This window comes from Streptomyces sp. B15, from assembly GCF_018070605.1.
Lineage (GTDB): Bacteria > Actinomycetota > Actinomycetes > Streptomycetales > Streptomycetaceae > Streptomyces > Streptomyces smyrnaeus.
The window spans coordinates 1-22,130 of sequence record NZ_JAGPXJ010000094.1 but is presented as its reverse complement, the minus strand read 5'-3'; the positions used below and the strand labels follow the sequence as shown (position 1 = coordinate 22,130).

At 71.6% G+C, this 22,130-nt stretch carries 20 protein-coding genes; 9 read left to right on the top strand and 11 right to left on the bottom strand.

All coding sequences use genetic code 11. The features are described 5' to 3' along the window. Positions 1-221 precede the first annotated feature (221 nt). The 3 genes from KBY19_RS30060 to KBY19_RS30050 form a co-directional block, all read right to left on the bottom strand. Entirely contained in the window at positions 222-644 is a 423-nt protein-coding gene (locus KBY19_RS30060) for a PPOX class F420-dependent oxidoreductase (protein WP_099879011.1), read from the bottom strand. A 250-nt stretch (positions 645-894) separates the two neighbouring features. Continuing rightward, the gene (locus KBY19_RS30055; RefSeq protein ID WP_210967103.1) at positions 895-1,644 is read right to left on the bottom strand and encodes an SDR family oxidoreductase; all 750 of its coding nucleotides are present in this window, start codon (positions 1,642-1,644) and stop codon (positions 895-897) included. A gap of 383 nt (positions 1,645-2,027) precedes the next feature. Then, a complete protein-coding gene (locus tag KBY19_RS30050; protein ID WP_210967102.1) occupies positions 2,028-3,524 on the bottom strand; it encodes an MFS transporter in 1,497 nt (498 codons plus the stop codon). 151 nt (positions 3,525-3,675) lie between these two features. On the opposite strand from KBY19_RS30050, the gene KBY19_RS37845 reads away from it, so the two are divergent. Continuing rightward, entirely contained in the window at positions 3,676-4,275 is a 600-nt protein-coding gene (locus KBY19_RS37845; protein ID WP_368860997.1) for a maleylpyruvate isomerase family mycothiol-dependent enzyme, read from the top strand. Beyond that, positions 4,269-4,895, top strand: a complete 627-nt coding sequence (locus KBY19_RS30040; protein WP_099879017.1) for a LysE family translocator — start codon at positions 4,269-4,271, stop codon at positions 4,893-4,895. Before KBY19_RS37845 ends, KBY19_RS30040 begins: the two co-directional genes overlap by 7 nt. A 35-nt stretch (positions 4,896-4,930) precedes the next feature. On the opposite strand, the gene KBY19_RS30035 is transcribed toward KBY19_RS30040, so the two are convergent. Both KBY19_RS30035 and KBY19_RS30030 read right to left on the bottom strand, forming a co-directional pair. Continuing rightward, the gene (locus KBY19_RS30035; RefSeq protein WP_210967101.1) at positions 4,931-5,716 is read right to left on the bottom strand and encodes a L,D-transpeptidase family protein; all 786 of its coding nucleotides are present in this window, start codon (positions 5,714-5,716) and stop codon (positions 4,931-4,933) included. 229 nt (positions 5,717-5,945) lie between these two features. Beyond that, complete coding sequence (locus tag KBY19_RS30030) at positions 5,946-8,006, bottom strand: phosphocholine-specific phospholipase C (RefSeq protein ID WP_099879021.1); 2,061 nt, start codon at positions 8,004-8,006, stop codon at positions 5,946-5,948. Positions 8,007-8,328: 322 nt separating this feature from the next. On the opposite strand from KBY19_RS30030, the gene KBY19_RS30025 reads away from it, so the two are divergent. Together KBY19_RS30025 and KBY19_RS30020 are read left to right on the top strand one after the other, a co-directional pair. Next, complete coding sequence (locus KBY19_RS30025) at positions 8,329-9,576, top strand: aromatic acid exporter family protein (RefSeq protein ID WP_210967100.1); 1,248 nt, start codon at positions 8,329-8,331, stop codon at positions 9,574-9,576. Positions 9,577-9,884: 308 nt separating this feature from the next. Beyond that, positions 9,885-10,667, top strand: coding sequence for a TSUP family transporter (locus KBY19_RS30020; protein ID WP_210956629.1), 783 nt, complete (start codon positions 9,885-9,887; stop codon positions 10,665-10,667). A 30-nt stretch (positions 10,668-10,697) separates the two neighbouring features. On the opposite strand, the gene KBY19_RS30015 is transcribed toward KBY19_RS30020, so the two are convergent. Next, positions 10,698-11,234, bottom strand: a complete 537-nt coding sequence (locus KBY19_RS30015; protein ID WP_099879027.1) for a phospholipase A2 — start codon at positions 11,232-11,234, stop codon at positions 10,698-10,700. A gap of 199 nt (positions 11,235-11,433) precedes the next feature. Beyond that, the gene (locus tag KBY19_RS30010) at positions 11,434-11,928 is read right to left on the bottom strand and encodes a TetR/AcrR family transcriptional regulator (RefSeq protein WP_099886343.1); all 495 of its coding nucleotides are present in this window, start codon (positions 11,926-11,928) and stop codon (positions 11,434-11,436) included. Between the two features lie 139 nt (positions 11,929-12,067). Between KBY19_RS30010 and KBY19_RS30005 the strand changes: the two genes are divergently transcribed. Then, complete coding sequence (locus tag KBY19_RS30005; RefSeq protein ID WP_210967099.1) at positions 12,068-13,228, top strand: FAD-dependent monooxygenase; 1,161 nt, start codon at positions 12,068-12,070, stop codon at positions 13,226-13,228. A gap of 84 nt (positions 13,229-13,312) precedes the next feature. Here the strand turns inward: KBY19_RS30005 and KBY19_RS30000 are convergent, their stop codons facing one another. The 3 genes from KBY19_RS30000 to KBY19_RS29990 form a co-directional block, all read right to left on the bottom strand. Further along, the gene (locus KBY19_RS30000; RefSeq protein WP_185016395.1) at positions 13,313-13,537 is read right to left on the bottom strand and encodes a hypothetical protein; all 225 of its coding nucleotides are present in this window, start codon (positions 13,535-13,537) and stop codon (positions 13,313-13,315) included. Positions 13,538-13,924: 387 nt separating this feature from the next. Further along, positions 13,925-15,205 (bottom strand): APC family permease, encoded by a 1,281-nt coding sequence (locus KBY19_RS29995; RefSeq protein ID WP_210967098.1) that lies wholly within the window; start codon positions 15,203-15,205, stop codon positions 13,925-13,927. 186 nt (positions 15,206-15,391) lie between these two features. Beyond that, on the bottom strand, positions 15,392-16,390 hold the full coding sequence (locus tag KBY19_RS29990) for an ATP-dependent DNA ligase (protein ID WP_099879035.1): 999 nt from the start codon (positions 16,388-16,390) through the stop codon (positions 15,392-15,394). A 245-nt stretch (positions 16,391-16,635) separates the two neighbouring features. Between KBY19_RS29990 and tdh the strand changes: the two genes are divergently transcribed. The 3 genes from tdh to KBY19_RS29975 are packed head-to-tail and all read left to right on the top strand — an operon-like array spanning position 16,636 to position 19,822. Further along, entirely contained in the window at positions 16,636-17,664 is a 1,029-nt protein-coding gene (gene tdh / locus KBY19_RS29985; protein ID WP_210967097.1) for an L-threonine 3-dehydrogenase, read from the top strand. Between the two features lie 35 nt (positions 17,665-17,699). Next, the gene (locus KBY19_RS29980) at positions 17,700-18,926 is read left to right on the top strand and encodes a glycine C-acetyltransferase (RefSeq protein ID WP_210967096.1); all 1,227 of its coding nucleotides are present in this window, start codon (positions 17,700-17,702) and stop codon (positions 18,924-18,926) included. Further along, complete coding sequence (locus KBY19_RS29975) at positions 18,923-19,822, top strand: LysR family transcriptional regulator (protein ID WP_099879041.1); 900 nt, start codon at positions 18,923-18,925, stop codon at positions 19,820-19,822. Before KBY19_RS29980 ends, KBY19_RS29975 begins: the two co-directional genes overlap by 4 nt. Before the next feature lie 42 nt (positions 19,823-19,864). Here KBY19_RS29975 and KBY19_RS29970 read toward each other — a convergent pair whose 3' ends face one another. Further along, the gene (locus tag KBY19_RS29970) at positions 19,865-20,734 is read right to left on the bottom strand and encodes an LppX_LprAFG lipoprotein (RefSeq protein ID WP_307843663.1); all 870 of its coding nucleotides are present in this window, start codon (positions 20,732-20,734) and stop codon (positions 19,865-19,867) included. 172 nt (positions 20,735-20,906) lie between these two features. Here KBY19_RS29970 and KBY19_RS29965 point away from each other — a divergent pair. Then, positions 20,907-22,130 (top strand): sugar porter family MFS transporter (locus tag KBY19_RS29965; RefSeq protein ID WP_210967094.1); only part of this gene is annotated, 1,224 nt, incomplete at its 3' end.

Genomic DNA, 22,130 nt, shown 5'->3' with positions numbered 1-22,130 from the left:
CGCGGCGGCAGGTCGTGACTGAAAAGGTCACCGATCTGTCGCCGCGAGTCGTTTGTGAGGGCGCCGGGCGAAGGCTTCGTAGCGGGGCCGATCATGGGCTCCGGCTCCGCTGCCGACACAGCGCCCTGGCCCTGAACGCCCGAACCCCCGCCCCCTGGTCGACCGGCCCGGCCCTCGGCATGGGGCAGCCCCCGAGAGCCGGGCTCAACCCGCGTGGAGGCTCACACGGAGGCCTGGTCGCTGTCCTTCAGGGCGCCCCAGCCGTGCCAGCGGTCCACCTCGATCCAGGCGCTGACGCGGGCGCGGACCCGGTCGGGGTAGGGGTTGCCGGTGTAGTGGGTGGCGATGCGGTCGATGTCGGCCAGCCCTTGGTCGTCGTACGTCTCGATGACGCGTCCGATGAGGGTGACGTGCGTGTACCAGTTGTCGCCGTCGAGGACGGTGAGGGTCACGCGCGGGTCGCGCTGCAGGTGCTTGAGGCGGACCCGGCCCTCGTCGAGGTTGATCAGTGCACGGCCGTCCTCCCAGACGTACCAGGTGGGCGTGGAGACCGGTGTGCCGTCCGAACGCAAGGTGGCCATCACGCACGGGTTGGGGCGGCGCAGCAGTTCCACGGCCTCGGTCGGCAGTGGGGGCTTTGACACGGTGGGCCTCCGTATCTCGCACTTCCTAGGGTCACAAAAAGCCTCTCAGACAGCGGACTGCCCCTCACGGCCGACCCGGCGGCGAGCCCGGGTCCGGCGGGTCCGGCCACCGACGTCGTGCCCGGAAGCGGTCGGTGGCCTTCGCGTTCGGCCTGCAGCGTCGGTGCGTACGCGGCGGCGGTTCTGGGATCGGGGCCCGTGTCGGCCGGTGCGGGAGACGGTGGTCGGCCCCGGTCGAGGTGGTGCCGGATCAGCGGGTGGTGTAACCCCCGTTGGGGAACATGGTCTGGCCGGTGAACCACCAGCCCTCGGTGGCCAGGAACCGGATCACCGGGACGATGTCCTCGATGTGTGTGAGCTGGTTGCCCATGGCCTGCGAGGCGTGGAACTCGGCTCGTTCCGGGGATTCCTGCGGGTAGAAGAAGGGGGTGTCCATCGGTCCCGGTGCCACGGTGTTGACGGAGATGTACCGGTCGGCGAACTCCTTGGCCGCAGCGCGCGTGAAGTGTTCCAGGGGCGCCTTGCCGCCCGCGTAGGTGGAGTAGCCGTCGGTGAAGGCCGCCAGCAGGGACGTACCCAGGCTGATGATCTTGCCGTGGTCGTTGAGGTTCCGTCCGGCCTCCTGGATGAAGAAGAACCCCGCCTTGGCGTTGATGCCGAACATGCGGTCGTACTCTTCCTCGCTGATCTCCAGGATCGGCTTGCGCAGCACCATTCCGGTGGTGTTCACCGCGATGTCCACTCCGCCGAAGGCGTCCTTCGCGGCGTCGAACAGCCGCCGTACGTCCGCGACCCGGGTCAGGTCGCCCTGGACGGAGACGGCCTGTCCTCCTGCGTCCTGGACATCCTTCACCGTCCGCTTTGCCTCGTCGTCCGACGTGTGGTAGTGGACCACGACTTTCGCTCCGTCCTGAGCGAAGGTCCTGCTCAGCAGCCCTCCCAGGTTCTTCTCGCCCCCGCCGATGACCGCGACCTTGCCCTGCAGCGTGCTCTCCGGCATCCCGTTCTCCCTCGCCTCATGGCCGACAGCCGCTCGACCGCCTTCCCATTGACACTAAAGGCACTTTTCGTGCATTTCGAACGGAAGGCTCGCGAGCAGCCTCGCCAACATCCGCGCAACGAGCCCGAAGGGTGCCCACCGGCTCCGCGTGGCCCCCGGAGTCCCAAGAACGTCAAACCGTCGACCGCCTGAGCACCGTCCGGGGAGACCTGGTCGGCGGAGGGGGCGCAGTTGCCGGGCACCCTGCGTACAGGATGCCCGGCTGCAGGTGACCGGGGTCCGGGCCCGGACCCCGGTCACGCTGTGTGGCCCTCACCCTCGGCAACGCCCCGGGGCGTCAAGGTCGACAGCACCGCTTCGCGCGGGCAGCACGAGGGCAGCAGTCACCTGTGCGTGGCTTCTCGCGCGGTGCGGGTCGCGGTGAGTGGTGCGACGACGCACGCGGTGGCGACGAGGATGCCGAAGGCGACTGTCAGGGCGGCGGTGTATCCGTGCACGGATGCCGCGGTCTGCGTGGCGTGGTGCGGTGCCGCCAGGTACGACGCCGTGGTGGTGGCTGCGACAGTGTTGAGCAGTGCGGTGCCGAGTGCGGCTCCGAGCTGCTGGGAGGCGTTATAGGCGGCGGACGCGGCTCCGATGTCCCGCGGACGCATGTTCGCGGTGGCCAGGCTGGCCGTCGGGGGCATGACGCAGCCGAGGCCGAGCCCGGTGAGTACCAGGGCGGGTGCCAGGTACTGCGGCAGGATGTCCGTGCTCTGCGGCGTCAGACGGGTCAGGATGAACATTCCGGCGGCCGCGGCCAGCAGGCCCGGCAGGATCAGCATTCCGGGTGCGACGCGGCCGTGCAGTCGGCCGGCGATGAGCGTGGAGCCGAGCAGGGCGGCCAGGGCGTTGATGAGCAGTGCCAGGCCCGCCTGGACCGGCGAGTAGCCGAGGACGGTCTGGGTGTAGTAGCTCATGAACAGGTAGAAGCCGAACATGGCGACAAACAGCAGGGTGATGGCGATGAGCGCACCGGCGCGGGCACGGTGCAGGAGCACGCGCATCGGGAGAAGCGGGCGGGGGGTCCGGACTTCGACGGCGGCGAACACGGCCAGCAGCAGGAATCCGCCGGTCAGCAGTGCCAGCACCTTCGGTGAGTCCCACCCGAGCGATTCAGCTTCGCTGAAGGCATAGACCACCGCTGCGAAGCCCGAGGCGCTGAGGAGCGCGCCGGCGACGTCGAGCGGTCCGTCGCCGCGCAGGGGGCGGTCCGGCTGCACCCGTGTGGCGCCGAGCAGGGCGAGCAGCGCGACGGGAACGTTGATGTAGAGGCACCATCGCCAGCTGGCGTACTCGGTCAGCAGTCCCCCGGCGACCAGACCCAGGGCCGATCCGGCGGCACCGACCGCGGCGAACACGCCGAAGGCCCGGCCGCGTTCGCGTGGTTCGGTGAAGGTGGTGCTCAGCAAGGACAGCCCGGCCGGGGCGAGTACTGCGGCGAAGACACCCTGCAGAGCCCTGGCCGCGAAGAGCAGTTCGGGGGTCGCGGCGGCCCCGCCCAGCGCGGAGGAGGCGGCGAAGCCGACGAGGCCGATCATGAACGTGCGCCGGTGGCCGAGGGCGCTGCTGACTCTGCCGCCGATCAGCAGCAGTCCGCCGAAGGCCAGCGCATAGGCGGTGACCGCCCATTGTCGGCTCGCGTCGGACATGCCGAGCGCGCTCTGTGCGGAGGGCAGCGCGATGTTCACGATCGTCCCGTCCAGGACGACGAGCAGTTGGGCCGCACTCACCACCAGCAGCGTCCACCACCGGCGCCGTGCGAAGGAGGGTCCTTCCGCGATGTCGCGGACCTCGACGGCGGGCTCAGCGCCGGGCGGTTCGATGTCTTGGTCATTCATGGATTCAAGTGTTTCGTTGAACCGACCCCGGAGACTTTTCGTCGCCTCCGGCCCATGGAACAGGGGCGGATGAGCGCACAACCTTCACGCCCCGGTTGAAGCCCGCGGTGAGAAGAAGACGAATAAGACGAAGAAAGGGTCACTCGCGGCGATGACTTTGGCGGGCCAGGAGTCTCCTTCGCGAACACCCGTGCCGGACGCCCGCCCGGGTCCGGCCCAGGCGCGTCACAGCGCGCGAACCGTGACAGGAGACCTTGTCCCTATGACTGATCCGGAGCTGACAGCGGACCGCAGCCGCGGGACCGGCGTCTGGCCCTTGATACACACTGAGCGAGCCGCGCTGGCGGCCGATCTGGAAGATCTGACCGACGACCAGTGGGCAGCACCGTCGCCGTGCACCGGTTTGACGGTGCGCGAGGTGCTGGCGCACGTGACCGCTGGCGCGAGCCTCAACGTCGTGAGCTGGCTGACGGGCGCCCGCCATCGCCATGCTGGGCGAGACGCTCGTGCAGGGAGAGGACATCCGGCGCCCACTGGGCATCCGCCACGACCACCCGGTCGAGGTCGTCACGCGGGTGGCCGAGTACTACCAGGGCTCGGACCTCGTGGTCGTCGCCCGAGTTCACCGACGAGATCCTCCAACTGCTCTGACCCCACGGGCACGGGCCCGGGTACGGGCGGCCGGGGACGGCCGAGGCGGGAAACGGCTTGTGGGTCGTTCACAGGCTCGGCAATGCTGCCCCGATGCTGACTTCCTTCGTCGCGTTCTTCGGCGCGGCATTTGTGATCGCCATGGTTCCGGGGCCCAGCACGGTGGTGATTCTGCGTCGGGCCGTGGTCGACGGCCGGCGCACCGGCACGGCCACCGTGCTGGGCAACGAGTGCGGTGTGCTGCTGTGGGGGCTTGCCGCGGCCTTCGGGCTGTCGGCCCTGCTGCTGGCCTCGCAGATCGCCTACGACGCCATACGGATCACCGGCGCCGCAGTGCTCGTCTGGATGGGGGCACGGGCGCTGTGGCGGGTGCGGCGACGCGCCCCGGAGCCGGTCGGGGAACCGGCGCAGACGGCGCCGGTGTCACAGCGGCGGGCGCTGTGGCAGGGGCTGGTCACCAACTTCGCCAACCCCAAGGCGGGCCTGTTCGCCGTCTCCTTCCTGCCGCAGTTCGTACCCGAGGGCGCACCCGTCCTGCCGATGCTGCTGGCCTTCTCGGTGATCTGGGCCGTGGTGGACCTGATCTGGTACCTCCCGCTGGTCTGGCTGGCCGGACGGGTCTCGGGGGTGCTTCGGCGACAGTCCGTACGGCGCCGGATGGAACAGATCTCCGGCACCGTCCTGGTCGGACTGGGGGTGCGGCTGGCCGTCGAGCCATGAGGCGGCGGCGGCCGGCCCCGCGCCGGGGCGTCGCGTCACGTCGCGGGTTTGCGGCCCCAGATGTGGACGGGGTCGCCGACCCGCATCCAGTTCCACAGGCGTTCCGCGTCCTCGAGGCGGAGGTTGACACAGCCGTGCGATCCGGGCGGGCTGTAGATGTTCTTGCTGGTGCCGTGCAGGGCCTGGCCGCCGCTGAAGTACTGGCTGAACGGCATCGGTTGGTTGTAGAGGGTCGAGTAGTCGTCCCGCACCCGCCGCTGGATCTTGAACCGGCCGGTACGCGTCTCGTATCCGCGCGCCCCGCTGCGGATGGGTACCGCGCGGACGACGACCTTGCGCCGCTTGAGCAGCCACATCACCTGGTGGGTCAGATCGAGGCAGGCCACACGCCCCTGCGTCGGCGGGCAGTGCTTGTCCGCCAGCAGTTTCTCCGGATGCCCGGCCGCCCAGCGCGCGTACAGGGCCCGGTAGGTGGCGGGGGAAGCGAAGCCGTCGGCGGGCAGAACGCCCTCCTGCTCCTGGAACTGCTGGATCGCGGCGCAGTCCTGCGGCGACTGCTTGCCGTCCACCGGGCGCCCCAGGAACTTCTCCACCTCCCGCTGTTGCGGGCCGGTCCTGGTCGAGCACGGCGCCGCGGATCTGTCCGGGCCCTCCCCCGTCCGGCGTCCCGGCTCCGCGGGCGGGTGGGCCGCCGCCGCGTCCCGCACGGGCGGGGCGAGTGCCTGGGCGGGTGCGACCTCGGTGACTGCGAGCAGCAACAGCAGGGTGAGGGCGGGCAACTGGGCCTTGCGCGGTGAGAGCAGGAAATTGTTCGCTGGCATGCCCGGGCATCTGCCCGGGATGTCGCGGATGCACCAGGGAATGGGGCGGATTCACCTGAGCGCCACACATCGGTTCTCCGGCCTCGCATCGGTTCTCCGGCCACGCCGCACCGCTCGCCCCTCCCCTCCTGCTGCCCCGGCACCGGCCGCCCTCTCCCCCGCTCCGGGGGCGGGTGTGCCGGTGCCGGGGGCGGGGGCGCGCGGTGCAGCGTGCCGGCCCGGCGAGGCGTCAGTCCGTCAGCGTGGCCGGGTCGCTGACGCCCGCCTCACCGGTCTCGACGTGGCCGGCGAGGCGGCGCCGCCAGTCGGCGTGGGTGTCGGAGGTGACGGTCAGGTCGTACCAGCGCTTGCTCTCCCGCAGGCTCACCGCGCGGACGACCGTGGCTCCGGCGCGCACCTTGTGGGTCTGCTCGGCGCCGCCGTAGGCGTTGGTCACCGTCAGGGCGCAGTCGCTCTTCCCCGTGTTGGTCAAGGTCAGCTCGATGTCGCCGCTCTTGGCGAGGTGGCGTGCCGCCACCTCGGGGCCCGCCTGCTTGCCCGGGCCCTTGAAGGTGCGCAGGAAGCCGTTCGGACCGTGCGCCGTCAGGTCGTAGCTGCCGTCGGAGTAGGCGGTGTTCCAGGTGTCGGAGAGCTGTTCGCCCGCCCCGGTGCTGTAGGTCCAGGGGCCGTCGGTGCGGTTGGCCGAGGTGACCAGGAAGAACGCTCCCGCGGACTTGCCGCCGCTGAAGGTGAGGGTGAATTTCCCGTCGGCCGGTCGAGCCGCGCCGTCCACCAGCGGTGCGTACGGCAGCGGGCGGGTGGGCCGGGAGCCCGCCTCCTGCTTGGGCAGCGCCGGTTTGGCCGGCGGCTTGGGCACATAGCTGTCATGCCGCTCGTTGTCCGGCGGCTCGTAGGCGTCGGTGTCCGGGAGGTCGGCCGGGTCGGTGTCCTTGAGGGTGAAGTCGAACGCCGAGGTGAGGTCGCCGCACAAGGCGCGCCGCCAGGGCGAGATATGCGGCTCATGCACGCCGAAGCGGCGCTCCATGAAGCGGATGAGGGAGGTGTGGTCGAACAGTTCGGAGCACACATAGCCGCCGGTGCTCCAGGGGGAGACGACCAGCATGGGCACGCGCTGGCCGAAGCCGTAGGGCCCGGGCGCGTAGCCGGCCACGCCGCCCTTGTAGTGGTCGGGCGCGGTGTCCACGGTGGACCTGCCCTGGGCCGCGGAGGCCGGCGGGTAGGGCGGGACGACGTGGTCGAAGTAGCCGTCGTTCTCGTCGTAGGTGATGAACAGCGCCGTCTTCGCCCACACCTCGGGGTTGGAGGTGAGCGCGTCCAGTACCTGGGAGATGTACCAGGCCCCGTAGTTGGCGGGGAAGTTGGGGTGCTCGGTGAAGGCCTCGGGCGCCGCGATCCAGGAGATCTGCGGCAGCTTGCCCGCCTTGACGTCGGCCTTGAGGTGGTCGAAGAAGCCGTCGCCCTTCTTGGCGTCGGTGCCGGTGCGGGCCTTGTCGTGGAGCGGGTCGCCGGGCTCGGCGTCGCGGTACTTGTTGAAGTACAGCAGTGAGTTGTCGCCGTAGTTGCCCCGGTAGGCGTCCTCGATCCATCCCCAGCTGCCGTCGGCGTCCAGGCCGTCGCCGATGTCCTGGTAGATCTTCCAGGAGACGCCGGCCTGCTCCAGCCGCTCCGGGTAGGTCGTCCAGCCGTACCCGGCCTCCTCGTTGCCCAGGACGGGGCCGCCGCCCTCGCCGTCGTTGCCGGAGTAGCCGCTCCACATGTAGTACCGGTTGGGGTCGGTGGCCCCGATCATCGAGCAGTGGTAGGCGTCGCAGACGGTGAAGGCGTCGGCGAGCGCGTAGTGGAAGGGGATGTCCTTCCGGGTCAGATACGCCATGGTGCCGGTGCCCTTGGCGGGGATCCACTGGTCGTACTTGCCCTCGTGCCACGCCTGGTGACCACCGGCCCAGTCGTGGTTGAGGCCCGCGATGAACTGCATGCCCAGGTTCTCGGCGTCGGGGTGGTAGGGCAGCACGTCCTTGTTGCCGTCGGACTGCTGCCAGACCGTCCGCTCGCCCGTCGGAGCGGCCGGACGCGGGTCACCGAAGCCGCGGACGCCCTTCAGCGTGCCGAAGTAGTGGTCGAAGGACCGGTTCTCCTGCATCAGCACGACGATGTGCTCGACATCGTCGATCGTGCCGGACCGGCGGGCCGCGGGGATGGCGGCGGCCCGCTCGATGCTGCCGGTCAGGGCCGAGAAGCCCGCGGTCGCGCCGGCTATCTGCAGGAACCGGCGCCGGTTGAGTTCTGGCATGGGTCTGCTGACCTCACAGGGCGTGTTCGGAAACGTCGGACCGGCAGAGTCTGTCAAGAACACCGCACCCATGGAAGGCCACCTGTATGAACAAGTTGGCAACATCTGGGGACAGACCCAGACGCGAATATCACTGCTACCAGCGGAGACGCCAACAGGAAGTGGGGCGAGAGTCGTCGCACTGCGTTCTCTTACCGGCGGAAACCGGCACAGTGACCACCGCCACACGCCATCGGCGCGGAAACGGGGCACTCCGACACCTGCCCGGTCGAAGCGGCCGAGACCTCGCAAGGGCGGACGATGATGCGGTGAGGGAGCCACGATGAACGAGGAGGCGGATGTGTCCCACGACGAGCGGGCACCGCGCGCCCAGGGCAGGTGGGCGCGGGCACGGCAGTGGCTGGCGCGCGCCAGGGGGTCGGCGGGATACGAACGCAACACCCTGGAGATCATCGGCAAGAGCGCCCTGGCGGCCTCCGCCTCCTGGTACGTGGCCCACGATCTGATGGCCGCCCAGTCTCCGGCGTTCGCCCCCTTCTCCGCCGTACTGATCATGCAGGTGACCATCTACCAGTCGCTGCTCCAGGCGCTCCGCTATCTCGGCGCCGTGTCCGCCGGGGTGTTCGTGCAGGCCGCGCTGGGCTTCCTGGCCGGGCCCGACCTGCTCACCTTCGTTCTGGTCGCACTGATCGCGATGACGATCGGGCGCTGGAGTCGGCTCGGCTCGCAGGGCTCACAGGTGGCGACCGCCGCGTTCTTCGCCTTCTCCACCTATGCCTCCGCCACCGGCAACGTCCAGCGGATCGAACAGCTCGGCCAGATCCTCGCGCTGGTCTGCATCGGCTGCGGGATCGGAGTCCTGATCAATCTCACCGTGCTGCCGCCGATGCGCTACCGCGGCGCCGAAGAGGGCATTCACGCCCTGGCCCACTCCCAATGCGACCTGATGAGCGACATGTATCCCGCGCTGCGCGAGGGTGACATGGACGAGGAGCGCACCCGCCACTGGCGGCAGCGCGCCGCGACACTGGGCCCACTGGTCACCCAGGCCCGCTCGGCACTGAACACCGCGGTGGAGAGCCGGTACTACAATCCCCGACGGCTGTTGCCCGGCCGTTGGGGGGAGGAGGATTTCTCCGGTTACACCGAACTCGTCGATGCACTGGAGCGCGTCACCTACCAGCTCTCGTCCATGGCCCGGACCCTGGACCAGTGGCCGCAGGAGGAGGACGGCGAGGAGTGCCGTGCGTTCCTTACGGACTACGCCGCGCTGTTGGAGGCGCTCGCCGAGATCACCCGACAGTTCGGCGAGGTCGAACAGCGACAGCTCGCCCAACAGTCCAAGGGGCTGTGCCAAGCAGCGGAGGCGGCACAGGAGAAACGGAAGGCCCTGGTCGAGAACGCCCGCGAGACCTCCCTGCCGCTGAGCGACCCGTCCCGCCCTTATGGCATCCTCCTCGCGGAGGCCACCCGGCTGATGGACGAGGCCCAGCACTCCTGCGACATCCTCCTGCATTCGGTGCGGGAAGCCGCACAGACCGGCGAACTGCAGGAGAAGACCGCCCGGTGAGCGGGCGAGGCCCTCGTCCCCCGGTCAGCGCCACAGGCTGTGGCGGACGGTCCTTGACCTCGCCTCCCGCTCGCTCAGTCCCGGTGCCTCCCACGCCTCCGATGGGATGGACGTGCCCCAACGGCCCGAAGAGCCGCCTGCCGCCAGGGGCGGCTTCCGCGGCGCGGCCCCGACCGGCCCGGCCTCGTCCGGCCCGGCGGTCGGCGGTGTCCGCTCGTCTGGGATGCTGAGGCGCCCGGCCGCACGGGGCGACGGGCCGACGGCCCTTGGCGAACCGGGGCACGCACTCAGCAAGGACAGCTTCATCCGTGTACGACATATCGCTCACCACGGCGGCGATGCTGTGTGCCGCGGCCGCACTGGCCGGCTGGATCGACGCCGTCGTGGGCGGCGGCGGCCTGCTGCAACTGCCGGCCCTGCTGATCGCCTTCCCGCAACTGCCGCCCGCGTACGCGCTGGGCACCAACAAGGCGGTCTCCGTGGTGGGCACCTCGGCCGCGGCGGTGACCTACACCCGTAAGGCGCCGGTGGACGTGCGGCTGGCGTGCCGGCTGGGAGTCGTCGCGGCGCTCGCCTCGGTCGGCGGGGCGTTCTTCGCCGCCGGGGTGGACAGCGCGGTGCTCCGGCCGCTGATCATCGTGCTGCTGCTGGCGGTCGCCGCGTTCGTGGTGCTCCGGCCGCACTTCGGTCACGCGCCGGGCGGGGTGGTCACCCGGGGCCGGGTGCTCGCGGCGTTCGCGGTGGCGGGGGCCGGTATCGGCTTCTACGACGGCCTGCTCGGCCCCGGCACGGGCACGTTCCTGGTCATCGCCCTGGTGGCACTGCTCAACATGGACATGGTCACTGCCTCGGCCACCACCAAGGTCGTCAACGTCTGCACCAACATCGGCGCCCTCGCCATGTTCATATGGCATGGCACGGTCCTGTGGAAGCTGGCTCCCGTCATGGCCCTGTGCAACATGACCGGCGCCTTCGTCGGCGCCCATATGGCACTCAAACGCGGCAGCGGCTTCGTGCGGGTCGTCCTCCTGGTCACCGTCGCCGCTCTGGTCGGCAAGCTGGCCTACGACCAGTGGGTGGCCGGCAGCTGAGCCACCGGCCGCCGATTCGGAGGGGCGGGGTCAGCGCGGGAAGAAGGCGCTGTCGCCGCCGAGCTGGACCCCGAGGTAGTAGGTATCGGCCGCGTTGCGGCAGTTGCGGTTGCGCTGCGCGTCCGTGAATTCGTGGTCGCAGATCCGCCGCAGTTCGGTGCGGAAGCGGCCGTCGATCCAGTTCTTCGTCCGACGGGTCGGGTCCAGCTTCAGCTTTCCGTTGCCGCCGTAGTTGCGGTAGCCGAAGTCGTGCTGGACGCAGACGGGCCGGAAGACCTTGCTGTAGGGGAACTGCCCGGTCGGTACGGAGCAGCCGTCGGTGGTCCAGTCGAAGGGCGGACGGTGCGGGGCCTCGGCGAACTGTCGGTAGGTGAGCTTCATCAGCCGGTCGGCCTCGGCGCGGACCGACGGCTGGGCCGGGTCGGCGCTCGCGGGCACCCGGTCGGCCGCCGCCCGGGTGGCCGCCTCGGCGGTGTCCGGGACGGCGAGGCCGCCCAACGTCGCGGATGCGGCGAGCACTCCGGCGGCCAGCGTGGTCGGAAACGTGGTCGGGAACAGTGCGCGCATCGTGACCCCCAGGTCTCGGCTCGGAGCGCTGCCGGCCTGTCAACGAGCCGCACCGGTCCTCCGGTACGCTGCTTCGCTCCTGTGAGGGAAACGCCGGGGTCGACGGCCGCCGGGAGCCCACCGCCGTGCCCGCCTGCCCGTCCGGCAGCGAAGTGGTGGGGGGCGGTGCCGGTTCGGCGACGGGCCGTGCGGTCCGGGGCTACCGCAGCGCGGCGTCGACCAGCCCGCGCAGCTCTTCGTCCGGCACCTCGCCGCCGTTCACCAGCCGGTCGAAGACCAGCCCGTCCACACAGGCCAGCAGTGTGAGGGTGCGCTCCTCGGCGTCCGCGACCCGGTGGCCGGACAGGAACGCGCGCACCACGTCCCGGGCGGCGTTCTCGCGCGGCAGGAGGATCTCGCGCAGCTCGGGGTGGTGGACGCTCTCGACCGTGCACGCGTAGCGGGCGAGGGTGCGGCGGCGCCCCTCGCCCGTCAGCCGCCGCCGCACGAACCCGGCCAGCGCCGCGGTCAGTTCGCCGGCGTCCCGCGGGGCGGCCAGTCGGCGCCCCGCCGCCTCCAGCTCCGCCTGGTCGCGGGCGACCAGGCGGGTGACGAGCGCGGTCAACAGGGCCTGGCGGGTCCGGTAGTACGCGGAGGTGGTGCCGGGCGGCAGCCGGGCTGCCCGGTCGACGGCACGGTGGGTCAGACCCCGCATCCCGGCCTCGGCCAGTACCTCGACGGCCGCGTCCGCGAGCACGGTGCGGCGGTTGCTCTCTTGGCGCACCCCCCATTTCTACACCTGTAGAGACGCTTCTGTAGCCTCTTCTACACCTGTAGAAAGAGGAGGGGTCGGCATGGGACGCTGCGCGGTCGTCGTCGGCGGCGGCATCGGCGGATTGGCCGCCGCCGTCGGACTGCGGCGGATCGGCTGGGAGGTGACGGTCGTCGAGCGCGCCCCCGTGCTCGACGACGCGGGCGCGGGCATCTCCTTGCACGCCAACGGCATACGCGCGCTGGAGGCACTCGGCGTCGGCGCCCCGGTACGCGAGACGGCCAGGGCCCAGTACTCCGGAGGCACCCGCACCCCGGGCGGCCGCTGGCTGGCCCGGATGGACGGGGCGGCGCTGGAGCGCGAACTGGGCACACCGATCGTCGGCGTACCGCGCGCCGCACTGCACCGGGCGCTGCGCGACGCCCTGCCGTCCGGCGCGCTGGTGACCGGCGAGGAAGTGCTGACGGTGGAGGACGACCCGGACCACGACCGGGTACGGGTGCCGCTCGGCGACACCGTACTGGAGTCGGACCTGGTGGTGGCCGCCGACGGGATCGGCAGCCGGCTGCGCGGCCGGCTCTTCCCACGGCACCCCGGTCCGCGCTACAGCGGCTCGACCGTCGTACGCGCCATCACCGCAGAGCCCGTCGACGCGGGCACCGACTTCGAGCTGACCTGGGGCGCCGGAGCGGAGTTCGGACACATCGCGTTCGCCGACGGCCGGGCCGAATGGCACGCGGTCCTCACCGCGCCGCCCGGCCTGCGCCACCGGGACACCCTCGCCGTACTGCGCCGCCGCTTCGACGGCTGGCACGACCCGATCCCCGAGCTGCTGGAGGCCACCCGGCCCGAGGCCGTACTGCACCACGACGTCCACGAACTGGCCACGCCCCTGCCCCGCTTCGCCGTGGGCCGGATCGCGCTGCTCGGTGACGCGGCCCACGCCATGACACCCAATCTGGGGCAGGGCGCGTGCCAGGCGTTGGAGGACGCCGCCGTGCTGGCCGCCGCGCTCGCCACGGCGCCGCCCGTCGGTGCCGGGCTGGCCCGCTACGACGCCGAACGGCGCCCCCGCAGCCAGGCGGTCGCCCGCGCCGCGCGGCAGGCGGGCCGGTTGGGCGCGCAGCTGTCCCATCCCGTGGCCGTCGCGCTGCGCAACACGGCGATGCGCCTCGCCCCTTCGGGGGTGACGCTGCGTGCCGTGCTGCGGCACGCCGACTGGCAGCCGCCCGCACTCGGCTGACCGGACGGGGTGCGGGGTCGCGGATACGGCCGAACCGCTCGGCCCGCGAGGGGCGAGCGGTTCGGCGGAGCGAGGGCGGGTGTGTCAGATGAGGCCCAGGAAGTCGAATCCCAGCAGCCCCTTGCCGTCGCCGAGCTCCAGCAGCCGGGGAAGGCCCGAAGACTCGGCAGCCGGCGCCGGGGCGGAAGCACTCGTCCCCCGGCCGTCGGACGGGGCGGCCTGGGCAACCCCGCACAGCGGGACCAGAGCGGTCACCGTGAGAGCGGCGATGGTGGTGGCGGTGCGGGACAGGTGGGGAAAGCGAGGCATGGGAACTCCTTCGGTTCGACAGGCCCGTGTCCGGCACATCAGGCCGAACGCGGCGGTAGCGGTGATCGAGCTTCCCTCCCCCAGCCTCCGGCCGCAGGAGCCCTCGGCTGTCCTACCGGGGGCGTTGTCGACGTTGCGGCGGGCTTCCTCCTGCCACCACGACGGCCCGAGCCGGTGGGGACCACCCGGCTGGAGGCTCGGGGTACTTCGACGGCCGTAACCAGGACGTTCGACTGACCCGCCGGACACGACCTGACTGCGGGCGCTGACTCCACGCTGCACGGGGTGGCCGGGCCGCGCGCGCGGAATTGCGCCGATCAGGGCACGCGCCCCTCGTGCCGACCGGCCGCAGGTTGACGGGATCCGACGGACCCGGACCGCTCGCTGTCAGCGGCCCGCGCGGGCGGCGGCCCAGCGGCGCACCCCGAAGACGCAGGCGCCCAGGAGCAGGACGGCGGCGCCCTGGAGGACGGACGACAGCGGCAGCGCGCACGCCAGGGCCAGACAGCCGGCCAGTCCGAGCGCGGGTACCACCCTGGGCGGGCGGCCCTCCTGGGGAGTGAGCGTCCACGCGGAGGCGTTGGCGACGGCGTAGTAGAGGAGCACACCGAAGGAGGAGAAGCCGATCGCGCCGCGTACATCGGCGGTCGCCGCGACGACCGCCACCACGGCGCCGACCACGAGCTCGGCCCGGTGCGGCACCCCGGTGCGGGGGTGGACCGCAGCCAGCAGGGGCGGCAGATGGCGGTCGCGGGCCATGGCGAGCGTGGTGCGGGAGACGCCGAGGACGAGGGCGAGCAGCGAGCCGAGCGCGGCGACGGCGGCTCCCACCCGCACCACCGGCACCAGCCAGTCGGCGCCCGCCGCGCGCGCGGCGTCGGCGAGCGGCGCGGTGGCGTCCGACAGCCGCGCGGGGCCCAGCACGGCCAGCGCCGCGCCCGCGACGGCCGCGTAGACGAGCAGGGTGAGGCAGAGGGCGAGCGGGACGGCGAGCGGAATGGTGCGGCGCGGATCGCGCACCTCCTCCCCCAGCGTGGCGATCCGGGCGTACCCGGCGAAGGCGAAGAACAGCAGCCCGGCCGCCTGCAGGACGCCGCCCGCCGACACGTCGCCGCCCGGCGCCAGCCGGTCGGCCGCCGCGCCGCCGGCGGTGGAGGCGGCGACCACCACGGCGGCGAGGACCGCCAGCACCACCGCGACGATCGCCCGGGTCAGCCAGGCCGTCTTCTGCACGCCCGCGTAGTTGACGGCGGTCAGCGCCACCACCGCGGCGACCGCGACGGCGTGCGCCTGCGAGGGCCACACATAGGAGCCGACGGTCAACGCCATCGCGGCGCACGAGGCGGTCTTGCCGACGACGAACGCCCACCCCGCCAGATACCCCCAGAATTCCCCCAGCCGCTCCCGTCCGTAGACATAGGTGCCGCCGGAGGTCGGATACCGTGCCGCAAGCCGCGCGGAGGACGTCGCGTTGCAGTAGGCGACGACGGCCGCCAGCGCGAGAGCGGGCAGCAGCCCGGACCCGGCGGCGCGGGCGGCGGGTGCCAGGGCCGCGAAGATCCCGGCGCCGAGCATGGCGCCGAGGCCGATGACGACGGCGTCCGGTACGCCGAGTCGCCTTTGCAACTCGTCCGGGACTCCCTGGGTCCCCGACGGCAACCGTGGCATTGCGTTCCCCTCCCTGTGCGGACGCTCGGCGTCGGACCTTAGCCGAGCAAGGTTGCGGGTTCCCGTCCCGAGCAGGGGGTGCCCCCCGGCTGTTCGCCGCAGGCCGCGGGCGAGTGGGGGGGTTGCGCGCGCCCACGCGGCGGAGCCGCACATGAACCCGGCCCCGCGCCCCTGAGCCGCGCCCCGCTACGCCGCGCCGGCCGGAAAGTGGGGGATCTCCTCGGGGTGCAGCTCCGGGCGGATGCGCCTCGCCTGGACGGGGTGGCGCCAGCGGCCCTGGTCGAAGGCGACGTCGGCCTCGAACTCGACGACGTGCTCGGGGCTCACACAGCGGTGGTCGAGGATGTCGCGGGTGCCCCAACCCGAGTGGAAGCGGGCCTCGGCCCAGGGGTGGCCGGGTCCGGCGGGGGTGAGCAACGGTCCGAGCCGGCGGCGCAGGGTGCGGGTGACGGGGGCGCTCTGCGCCACCATGCGCAGCTCCCCCCGCGCGTCGTAGCGGCCCAGCAGCAGCACGTCCGGTGAGGTGACGGGCCCGGTGACCGCGCCGACGACGGCCTCGGCGGTGGCGCGGGCGCGCAGTTTGCGCCAGCCGCGTTCGCCGGGCCGGTAGGGCTGGCCCAGGCCCTTGACGACCATGCCCTCGACACCGACCGCGGCCCACGCCGGGTCGAGCCATTCGCCGGCCCGGTCCGGGTCGGTCGTCATCGGGCACAGCGCCCAGGGCGGCTGGAGGTCGCGGCGGGTGAAGACCTCCTCCAGCAGGGCGCGGCGCTCCCGGTAGGGGCGGGCCATGGTCACCTCGTCGCCGAGCTGGAGCAGGTCGAAGGCGATGAAGTGGGCGGGGTGGGCGGCGGCAGCGGCGGCCGCGCGGGGCCCGGTGCGCTGGGCCCGCGCCTGGAGCGCGGCGAAATCGACCGCGCCGTCCTCGATGACCACCAGTTCCCCGTCGAAGACCGCCTCCTCACCCAGTTCGGCGGCGGCCCGCAGGATGTCGGGGAAGCCGGGCCCGAGATCGGCGCCGCGGCGCGACTGGAGGTGGGGTGCGTGGGCGCGGGCGAAGAGCAGCACCCGGTAGCCGTCCCACTTGGCCTCGTAGGCCAGGCCGGCCGCGCGAGGCGTCCTCTCGACCGTGCGGGCCGTCATCGGGGAGAGGGGCGGGAAGAGCCGCCCGTCGTTCTCGCCCATACCTCACATATAGCGCGGAACGATCGGCCCCGCGACCGGACCTCGGGACCGCGGGAACGGCCGCCGGGGGGCGTGAAGGGGAGCTGCGGGCGCGGTTAAGAAATCCTCGATGGACCCTGGAGGCGCCGTACGGCACATTCGTCCCGGCGGTGCGCGCGGAAAACGCCGCCCCCACCCCGTTCCAGGGCACAGGGCCTACCGGCCCTGCTCCGCCCTGCCGTGGCGCGAGACGACAGGAGCCGTGCGTGAAGGCGCTGGTCAAGGAGAAGGCCGAGCCCGGACTGTGGCTGGCCGACGTGCCGGAGCCCCGGACCGGGCCCGGTGAGGTGCTGATCAAGGTGGAGCGGACCGGGATCTGCGGCACCGATCTGCATATCCGCGCCTGGGACGGCTGGGCCCGGCAGGCGGTGTCCGCGCCACTGGTGGTGGGGCACGAGTTCACCGGTGAGGTCGTGGAGACCGGCCGGGACGTGACCGACATCGAGCCCGGCGACCGGGTGAGCGGCGAGGGCCATCTGGTCTGCGGGAAGTGCCGCAACTGTCTGGCCGGGCGCCGCCATCTGTGCCGCGCCACGGTGGGGCTCGGTGTGGGTCGCGACGGCGCCTTCGCCGAGTACGTGGCGCTGCCCGCGCAGAACGTGTGGGTGCACCGCATCCCGGTGGACCCGGACATCGCGGCGATCTTCGACCCGTTCGGTAACGCCGTGCACACCGCGCTCTCCTTCCCGCTGGTCGGCGAGGACGTACTGATCACGGGCGCGGGTCCGATCGGGCTGATGGCGGTGGCGGTGGCCAAGCACGCCGGCGCCCGGAACGTCGTGGTCACCGACGTCAGCGAGGAGCGTCTGGAGCTGGCGCGCAAGGTCGGTGCCTCGCTCGCGATGAACGTCTCCGGCGCGAGCATCGCGGACGGTCAGCGGGCCCTGGGGCTGCGCGAGGGCTTCGACGTGGGTCTGGAGATGTCCGGCAACCCGGTCGCCCTGCGCGACATGCTCGCCAACATGACCCACGGCGGGAAGATCGCGATGCTCGGGCTGCCCGCCGAGGAGTTCGCCGTGGACTGGGCCCGGATCGTCACCTCGATGATCACGCTCAAGGGCATCTACGGCCGGGAGATGTTCGAGACCTGGTACGCGATGTCGGTACTGCTGGAGGGCGGTCTCGACCTCGGCCCGGTGATCACCGGCCGGTACGGCTACCGCGACTTCGACGCGGCCTTCGACGACGCGGCCGGCGGGCGCGGCGGCAAGGTCGTCCTCGACTGGACCAGCTGAGCCCCTCCCGATCTACCCCCTGGAGACCTGACAGCATGTTCGACTCCGTACGCGACGAGCTGCGCGCCACCCTCGACGAGATCACCGCGGCCGGGCTGCACAAACCGGAGCGGGTCATCGGCACCCCGCAGTCCGCCACCGTCGAGGTCACCGCGAGCGGTGGGCAGCCGCACCGGCAGGAGGTCCTCAACTTCTGCGCCAACAACTACCTGGGGCTGGCCGACCACCCCGAGGTGATCGCCGCGGCGCACGCGGCGCTGGACCGCTGGGGCTACGGGATGGCCTCGGTCCGCTTCATCTGCGGCACCCAGGAGGTGCACAAGGAGCTGGAGGCACGGCTGTCGGCCTTCCTGGGCCAGGAGGACACCATCCTCTACTCCTCCTGCTTCGACGCGAACGGCGGTGTGTTCGAGACGCTGCTCGGCGACCAGGACGCGGTGATCTCCGACGCGCTCAACCACGCCTCGATCATCGACGGTATCCGGCTGTCCAAGGCCCGCCGCTTCCGCTACGCCAACCGCGACATGGCCGACCTGGAGCAGCAGCTCAAGCAGGCCCAGGACGCCCGGCGGCGGCTGATCGTGACCGACGGCGTCTTCTCGATGGACGGCTATCTGGCGCCGCTGTCCGAGATCTGCGACCTGGCCGAGCGCTACGACGCGATGGTGATGGTCGACGATTCGCACGCGGTCGGCTTCGTCGGCGCGGGCGGACGCGGAACGCCGGAGCTGCACGGCGTCATGGACCGGGTGGACATCATCACCGGCACCCTCGGCAAGGCGCTGGGCGGTGCCTCGGGCGGCTATGTGGCCGCCCGGGCCGAAATCGTCGCGCTGCTGCGCCAGCGCTCGCGCCCGTATCTGTTCTCCAACACCCTGGCGCCGGTGATCGCGGCGGTCTCCCTCAAGGTGCTCGATCTGCTGGAGTCGGCCGGTGACCTGCGCGAGCAGCTGAAGGCCAACACCGAGCTGTTCCGCCGCCGGATGACCGAGGAGGGCTTCACGATCCTCCCCGGCGAGCACGCCATCGCGCCCGTCATGATCGGTGACGCGGCCGAGGCGGCGCGGATGGCGGAGCTGCTGCTGGAGCGGGGGATCTATGTGATCGGGTTCTCCTACCCGGTCGTACCCAAGGGGCAGGCACGGATCCGGGTGCAGTTGTCGGCTGCGCACTCCACCGAGGACGTGGACCGGGCGGTCGACGCGTTTGTCGCATCCCGGGCACAGCTCGCGAAGACGGCTGGGGGACAATCGGAAGCGTGATCGAAGCGCGGCGGCTGCACATCCTCCGTGCGGTGGCCGACCACCGCACGGTGACCGCCGCTGCCGCCGCGCTCTATCTGACGCCCTCGGCCGTCTCCCAGCAGCTGACGGCGCTGGAGCAGGAGACCGGCCACCGGCTGGTCGAACGCGGCACCAAGGGGGTGCGGCTCACCCCGGCCGGCGAGATCCTGCTCGCGCACACCAACCAGGTCCTCGCCCAGCTGGAGCGGGCGGAGGCGGAGCTGGCCGCGTACGGCTCGGGCGCGGCGGGCCGGGTGGACCTGGCCTCCTTCGCCACCGGCATCGGCCTGGTGGTGGCCCCCGCGCTCGCCCGGCTGTCCCGTACGGCCCCGGGAATCCGGGTGCGGGTCCAGGACGCGGAGGGCGATGCGAGCCTGCCGATGGTGCTGGACCGGGAGACGGATGTGGCGGTGGCCGTCGAGTACCGGGGGGCACCGAGCCCGGACGATCCCCGGCTGACGCGGGTACCGCTGTACGCCGAGCCGTTCGACGCGGTGGTGCCACAGGGCCACCGGCTGGCGGAGGCGGACCGGGTGCCGCTGAGCGAGCTGGCCAAGGACCCCTGGATCGGCCCCTTCCCCGGCAATCCGTGCCACGACGTGGTGGTGCTCGCCTGTGAACACGCGGGTTTCGAGCCGGGCATGGAGCACTTCTCCGACGACTTCAGCGCCGTCGTGGCGCTCGCCTCCGCCGGCGTGGGCGTGGCGCTGGTGCCGCGGTCGGCGCTGCTGGGCACCGATGTCGCCGGGGTCGCCGTCCATCCGGTGGAGGGTGTCGCCCCGACGCGGCGGGTCTTCGCCGCCGTACGGCGCGGGGCGGAGGAGCATCCGCTGATCAGCCCGGTGCTGGACGCCCTCACCGAGGCGGCGGCGTAGCGGCGCACCGCCCGCCGCCCCGCCGCCCGGTCGCGGCGCCGGCTATGAGGACCGCGCTGCCTCCCGCGCCACCTTGTCGGTCATGTCCGCCGTCTTCTCGGCAGGCGGCGGCTGCACGTCCACCTCGGTACCGAAGTCGGAGAGTTCGATGGTCGTCTTCACCTTCTGCTTCTCGCCGCCCTCCCTGCCGGAGGGCTGCGCCGTCAGCTCGACCTGCTGACGTCGCGTCACGCCCTTGTCGTCGATCCACAGTTCCACCGGCACGTCGTCGCCGAGCTGCTTGCGGAGCTTCTTCTGCTGGGCCGCGTCACCCTTCGCCAGTTCCTCCAGGTCGAGCTGCACCCGGTAGTGCGTGGTCCTCGTCCCGTCGATCTGTTCGGTGCCGAGCTTCTCGACGTCCTTCTCGGAGAGGGCTTCGGTGTAGCCGAGGGAGTCGGCGGGGTTGTTCAGCCCGGCGCCGCCACGGGTCTTGATCTCCTTCAGATCGACCTTCATCCAGCTCTTGCCGTCCGGCAGCTGGGACGCTGCCTTCTTCGGCAGCTGCTGATAGAGGGTCTGGTCGACAACGCGCTGGTCGATCCGTTCCTGCCCCTGCTGCAGTGTGATCTCGCTGGTGCCGTCCCGCAGATCGATGACGCCCTCTCCGGTGACGGACTTGCCCTGCGCACCGGACGTGGTCACCGTCATCTCGATGTCGGCTGTCCCGGCCTTGGAGGTCTTCTTGTCGGTGGCTTGTACGGCCTCGGCCGGAGACTGCCGCTTCGGGGAGTCGGAGGACGTCTTCTGCCCGTTGTCCGAGTCCTTGGAGTCGCTGTCGGCGCTGCCCGCGCAGCCGCTGAGCAGCACCGCGCCGAGCAGTAACCCCGCCGAACCGAGGGCCGCGCCCCGCGTGGTGAGGGAAGACCCGTTCACGTGCAACCACCCCTGTCTCTGGTGTGACAGTCGATCAATTCCCGACCCGAGTACCCCGGACCGTCGGTGGTATCCGCCTGCGAGACCCGCCTCGGAAGGGTGTCGTTGCCCCTCCAAGCGGAGTACGGGACGATACCGCTGATAAATACGAACGAATCGGGTGAAACCAAGCATGGCTGAGACGGCATCACACTCCCCGACCTCCACCGACTCCGGCCATCGCGGCAAAGCGGTCGGGATCTCCATCGCCGCCGCGGTCGGTGGGTTCCTCTTCGGATTCGACTCCTCCGTCATCAACGGCGCCGTCGGCGCTCTCTCGGGCCACTTCGAGCTGGGCGCGTTCCTGTCCGGATTCGTCGTCTCCATCGCCCTGCTCGGCTGCGCGGTCGGCGCCTGGTACGCGGGGCGGCTCGCCGACGGGTGGGGCCGGCGGAAGGTGATGCTGCTCGGCTCGGGCATGTTCGTCCTCAGCTCGGCCGGCTCGGCCTTCGCCTTCTCCGTGCCGGACCTGCTGCTGTGGCGGGTGGTCGGCGGCCTGGGCATCGGCATCGCCTCGGTCATCGCGCCCGCCTACATCTCCGAGGTGGCTCCCGCCTCGGGGCGCGGTGCGCTCGGCTCCCTCCAGCAACTGGCCATCACCATCGGTCAGCTGGTGGTGCTCAGCTCCAACAAGACGCTGGCGGGCGCGGCCGGCGGCTCGGCGAACGAGCTGTGGTTCGGGATGCCGGCGTGGCGCTGGATGTTCCTGGTCGGCGTCGTCCCGGCCGCCGTCTACGGGGTGCTGGCACTGCTGATCCCCGAGTCACCGCGCTATCTGGTGCTCACCGGCAAGTACGACCAGGCGGCCTCGGTACTGGGCCGGGTCAGCGGGGAGCGCGACCCGCGGGCCAAAGTCGAAGAGATCCGCAACACGCTGCGCAAGGAGCACCGCAGCAGCTTCAGCGACATCCGCGGCCCGCGGTTCGGGCTGCATCCGCTGGTGTGGGCGGGCATCATCATGGCCGCCTTCCAGCAGCTGGTCGGCATCAACGCGATCTTCTACTACTCGACGACGCTGTGGAAGTCGGTCGGCTTCAGCGAGTCCAACTCCTTCACCACGTCCGTCATCACGGCCGGGATCAACGTGGTGATGACCGTCGTCGCCATGCTGTTCATCGACCGCGCCGGCCGACGCAGGCTGCTGAACATCGGCTCCATCGGCATGTTCTGCGCCCTGGCGCTGACCGCGCTGGCCTTCTCGCACCAGCAGGGCAGCGGCGACGATGTGACGCTGCCGGACCCGTACGGGCCGATGGCGCTGGTCGGCGCGAACGCCTTCGTCGTCTTCTTCGCCCTGTCCTGGGGGCCGATCATGTGGGTGATGCTGGCGGAGATGTTCCCCAACCGGATGCGGGCG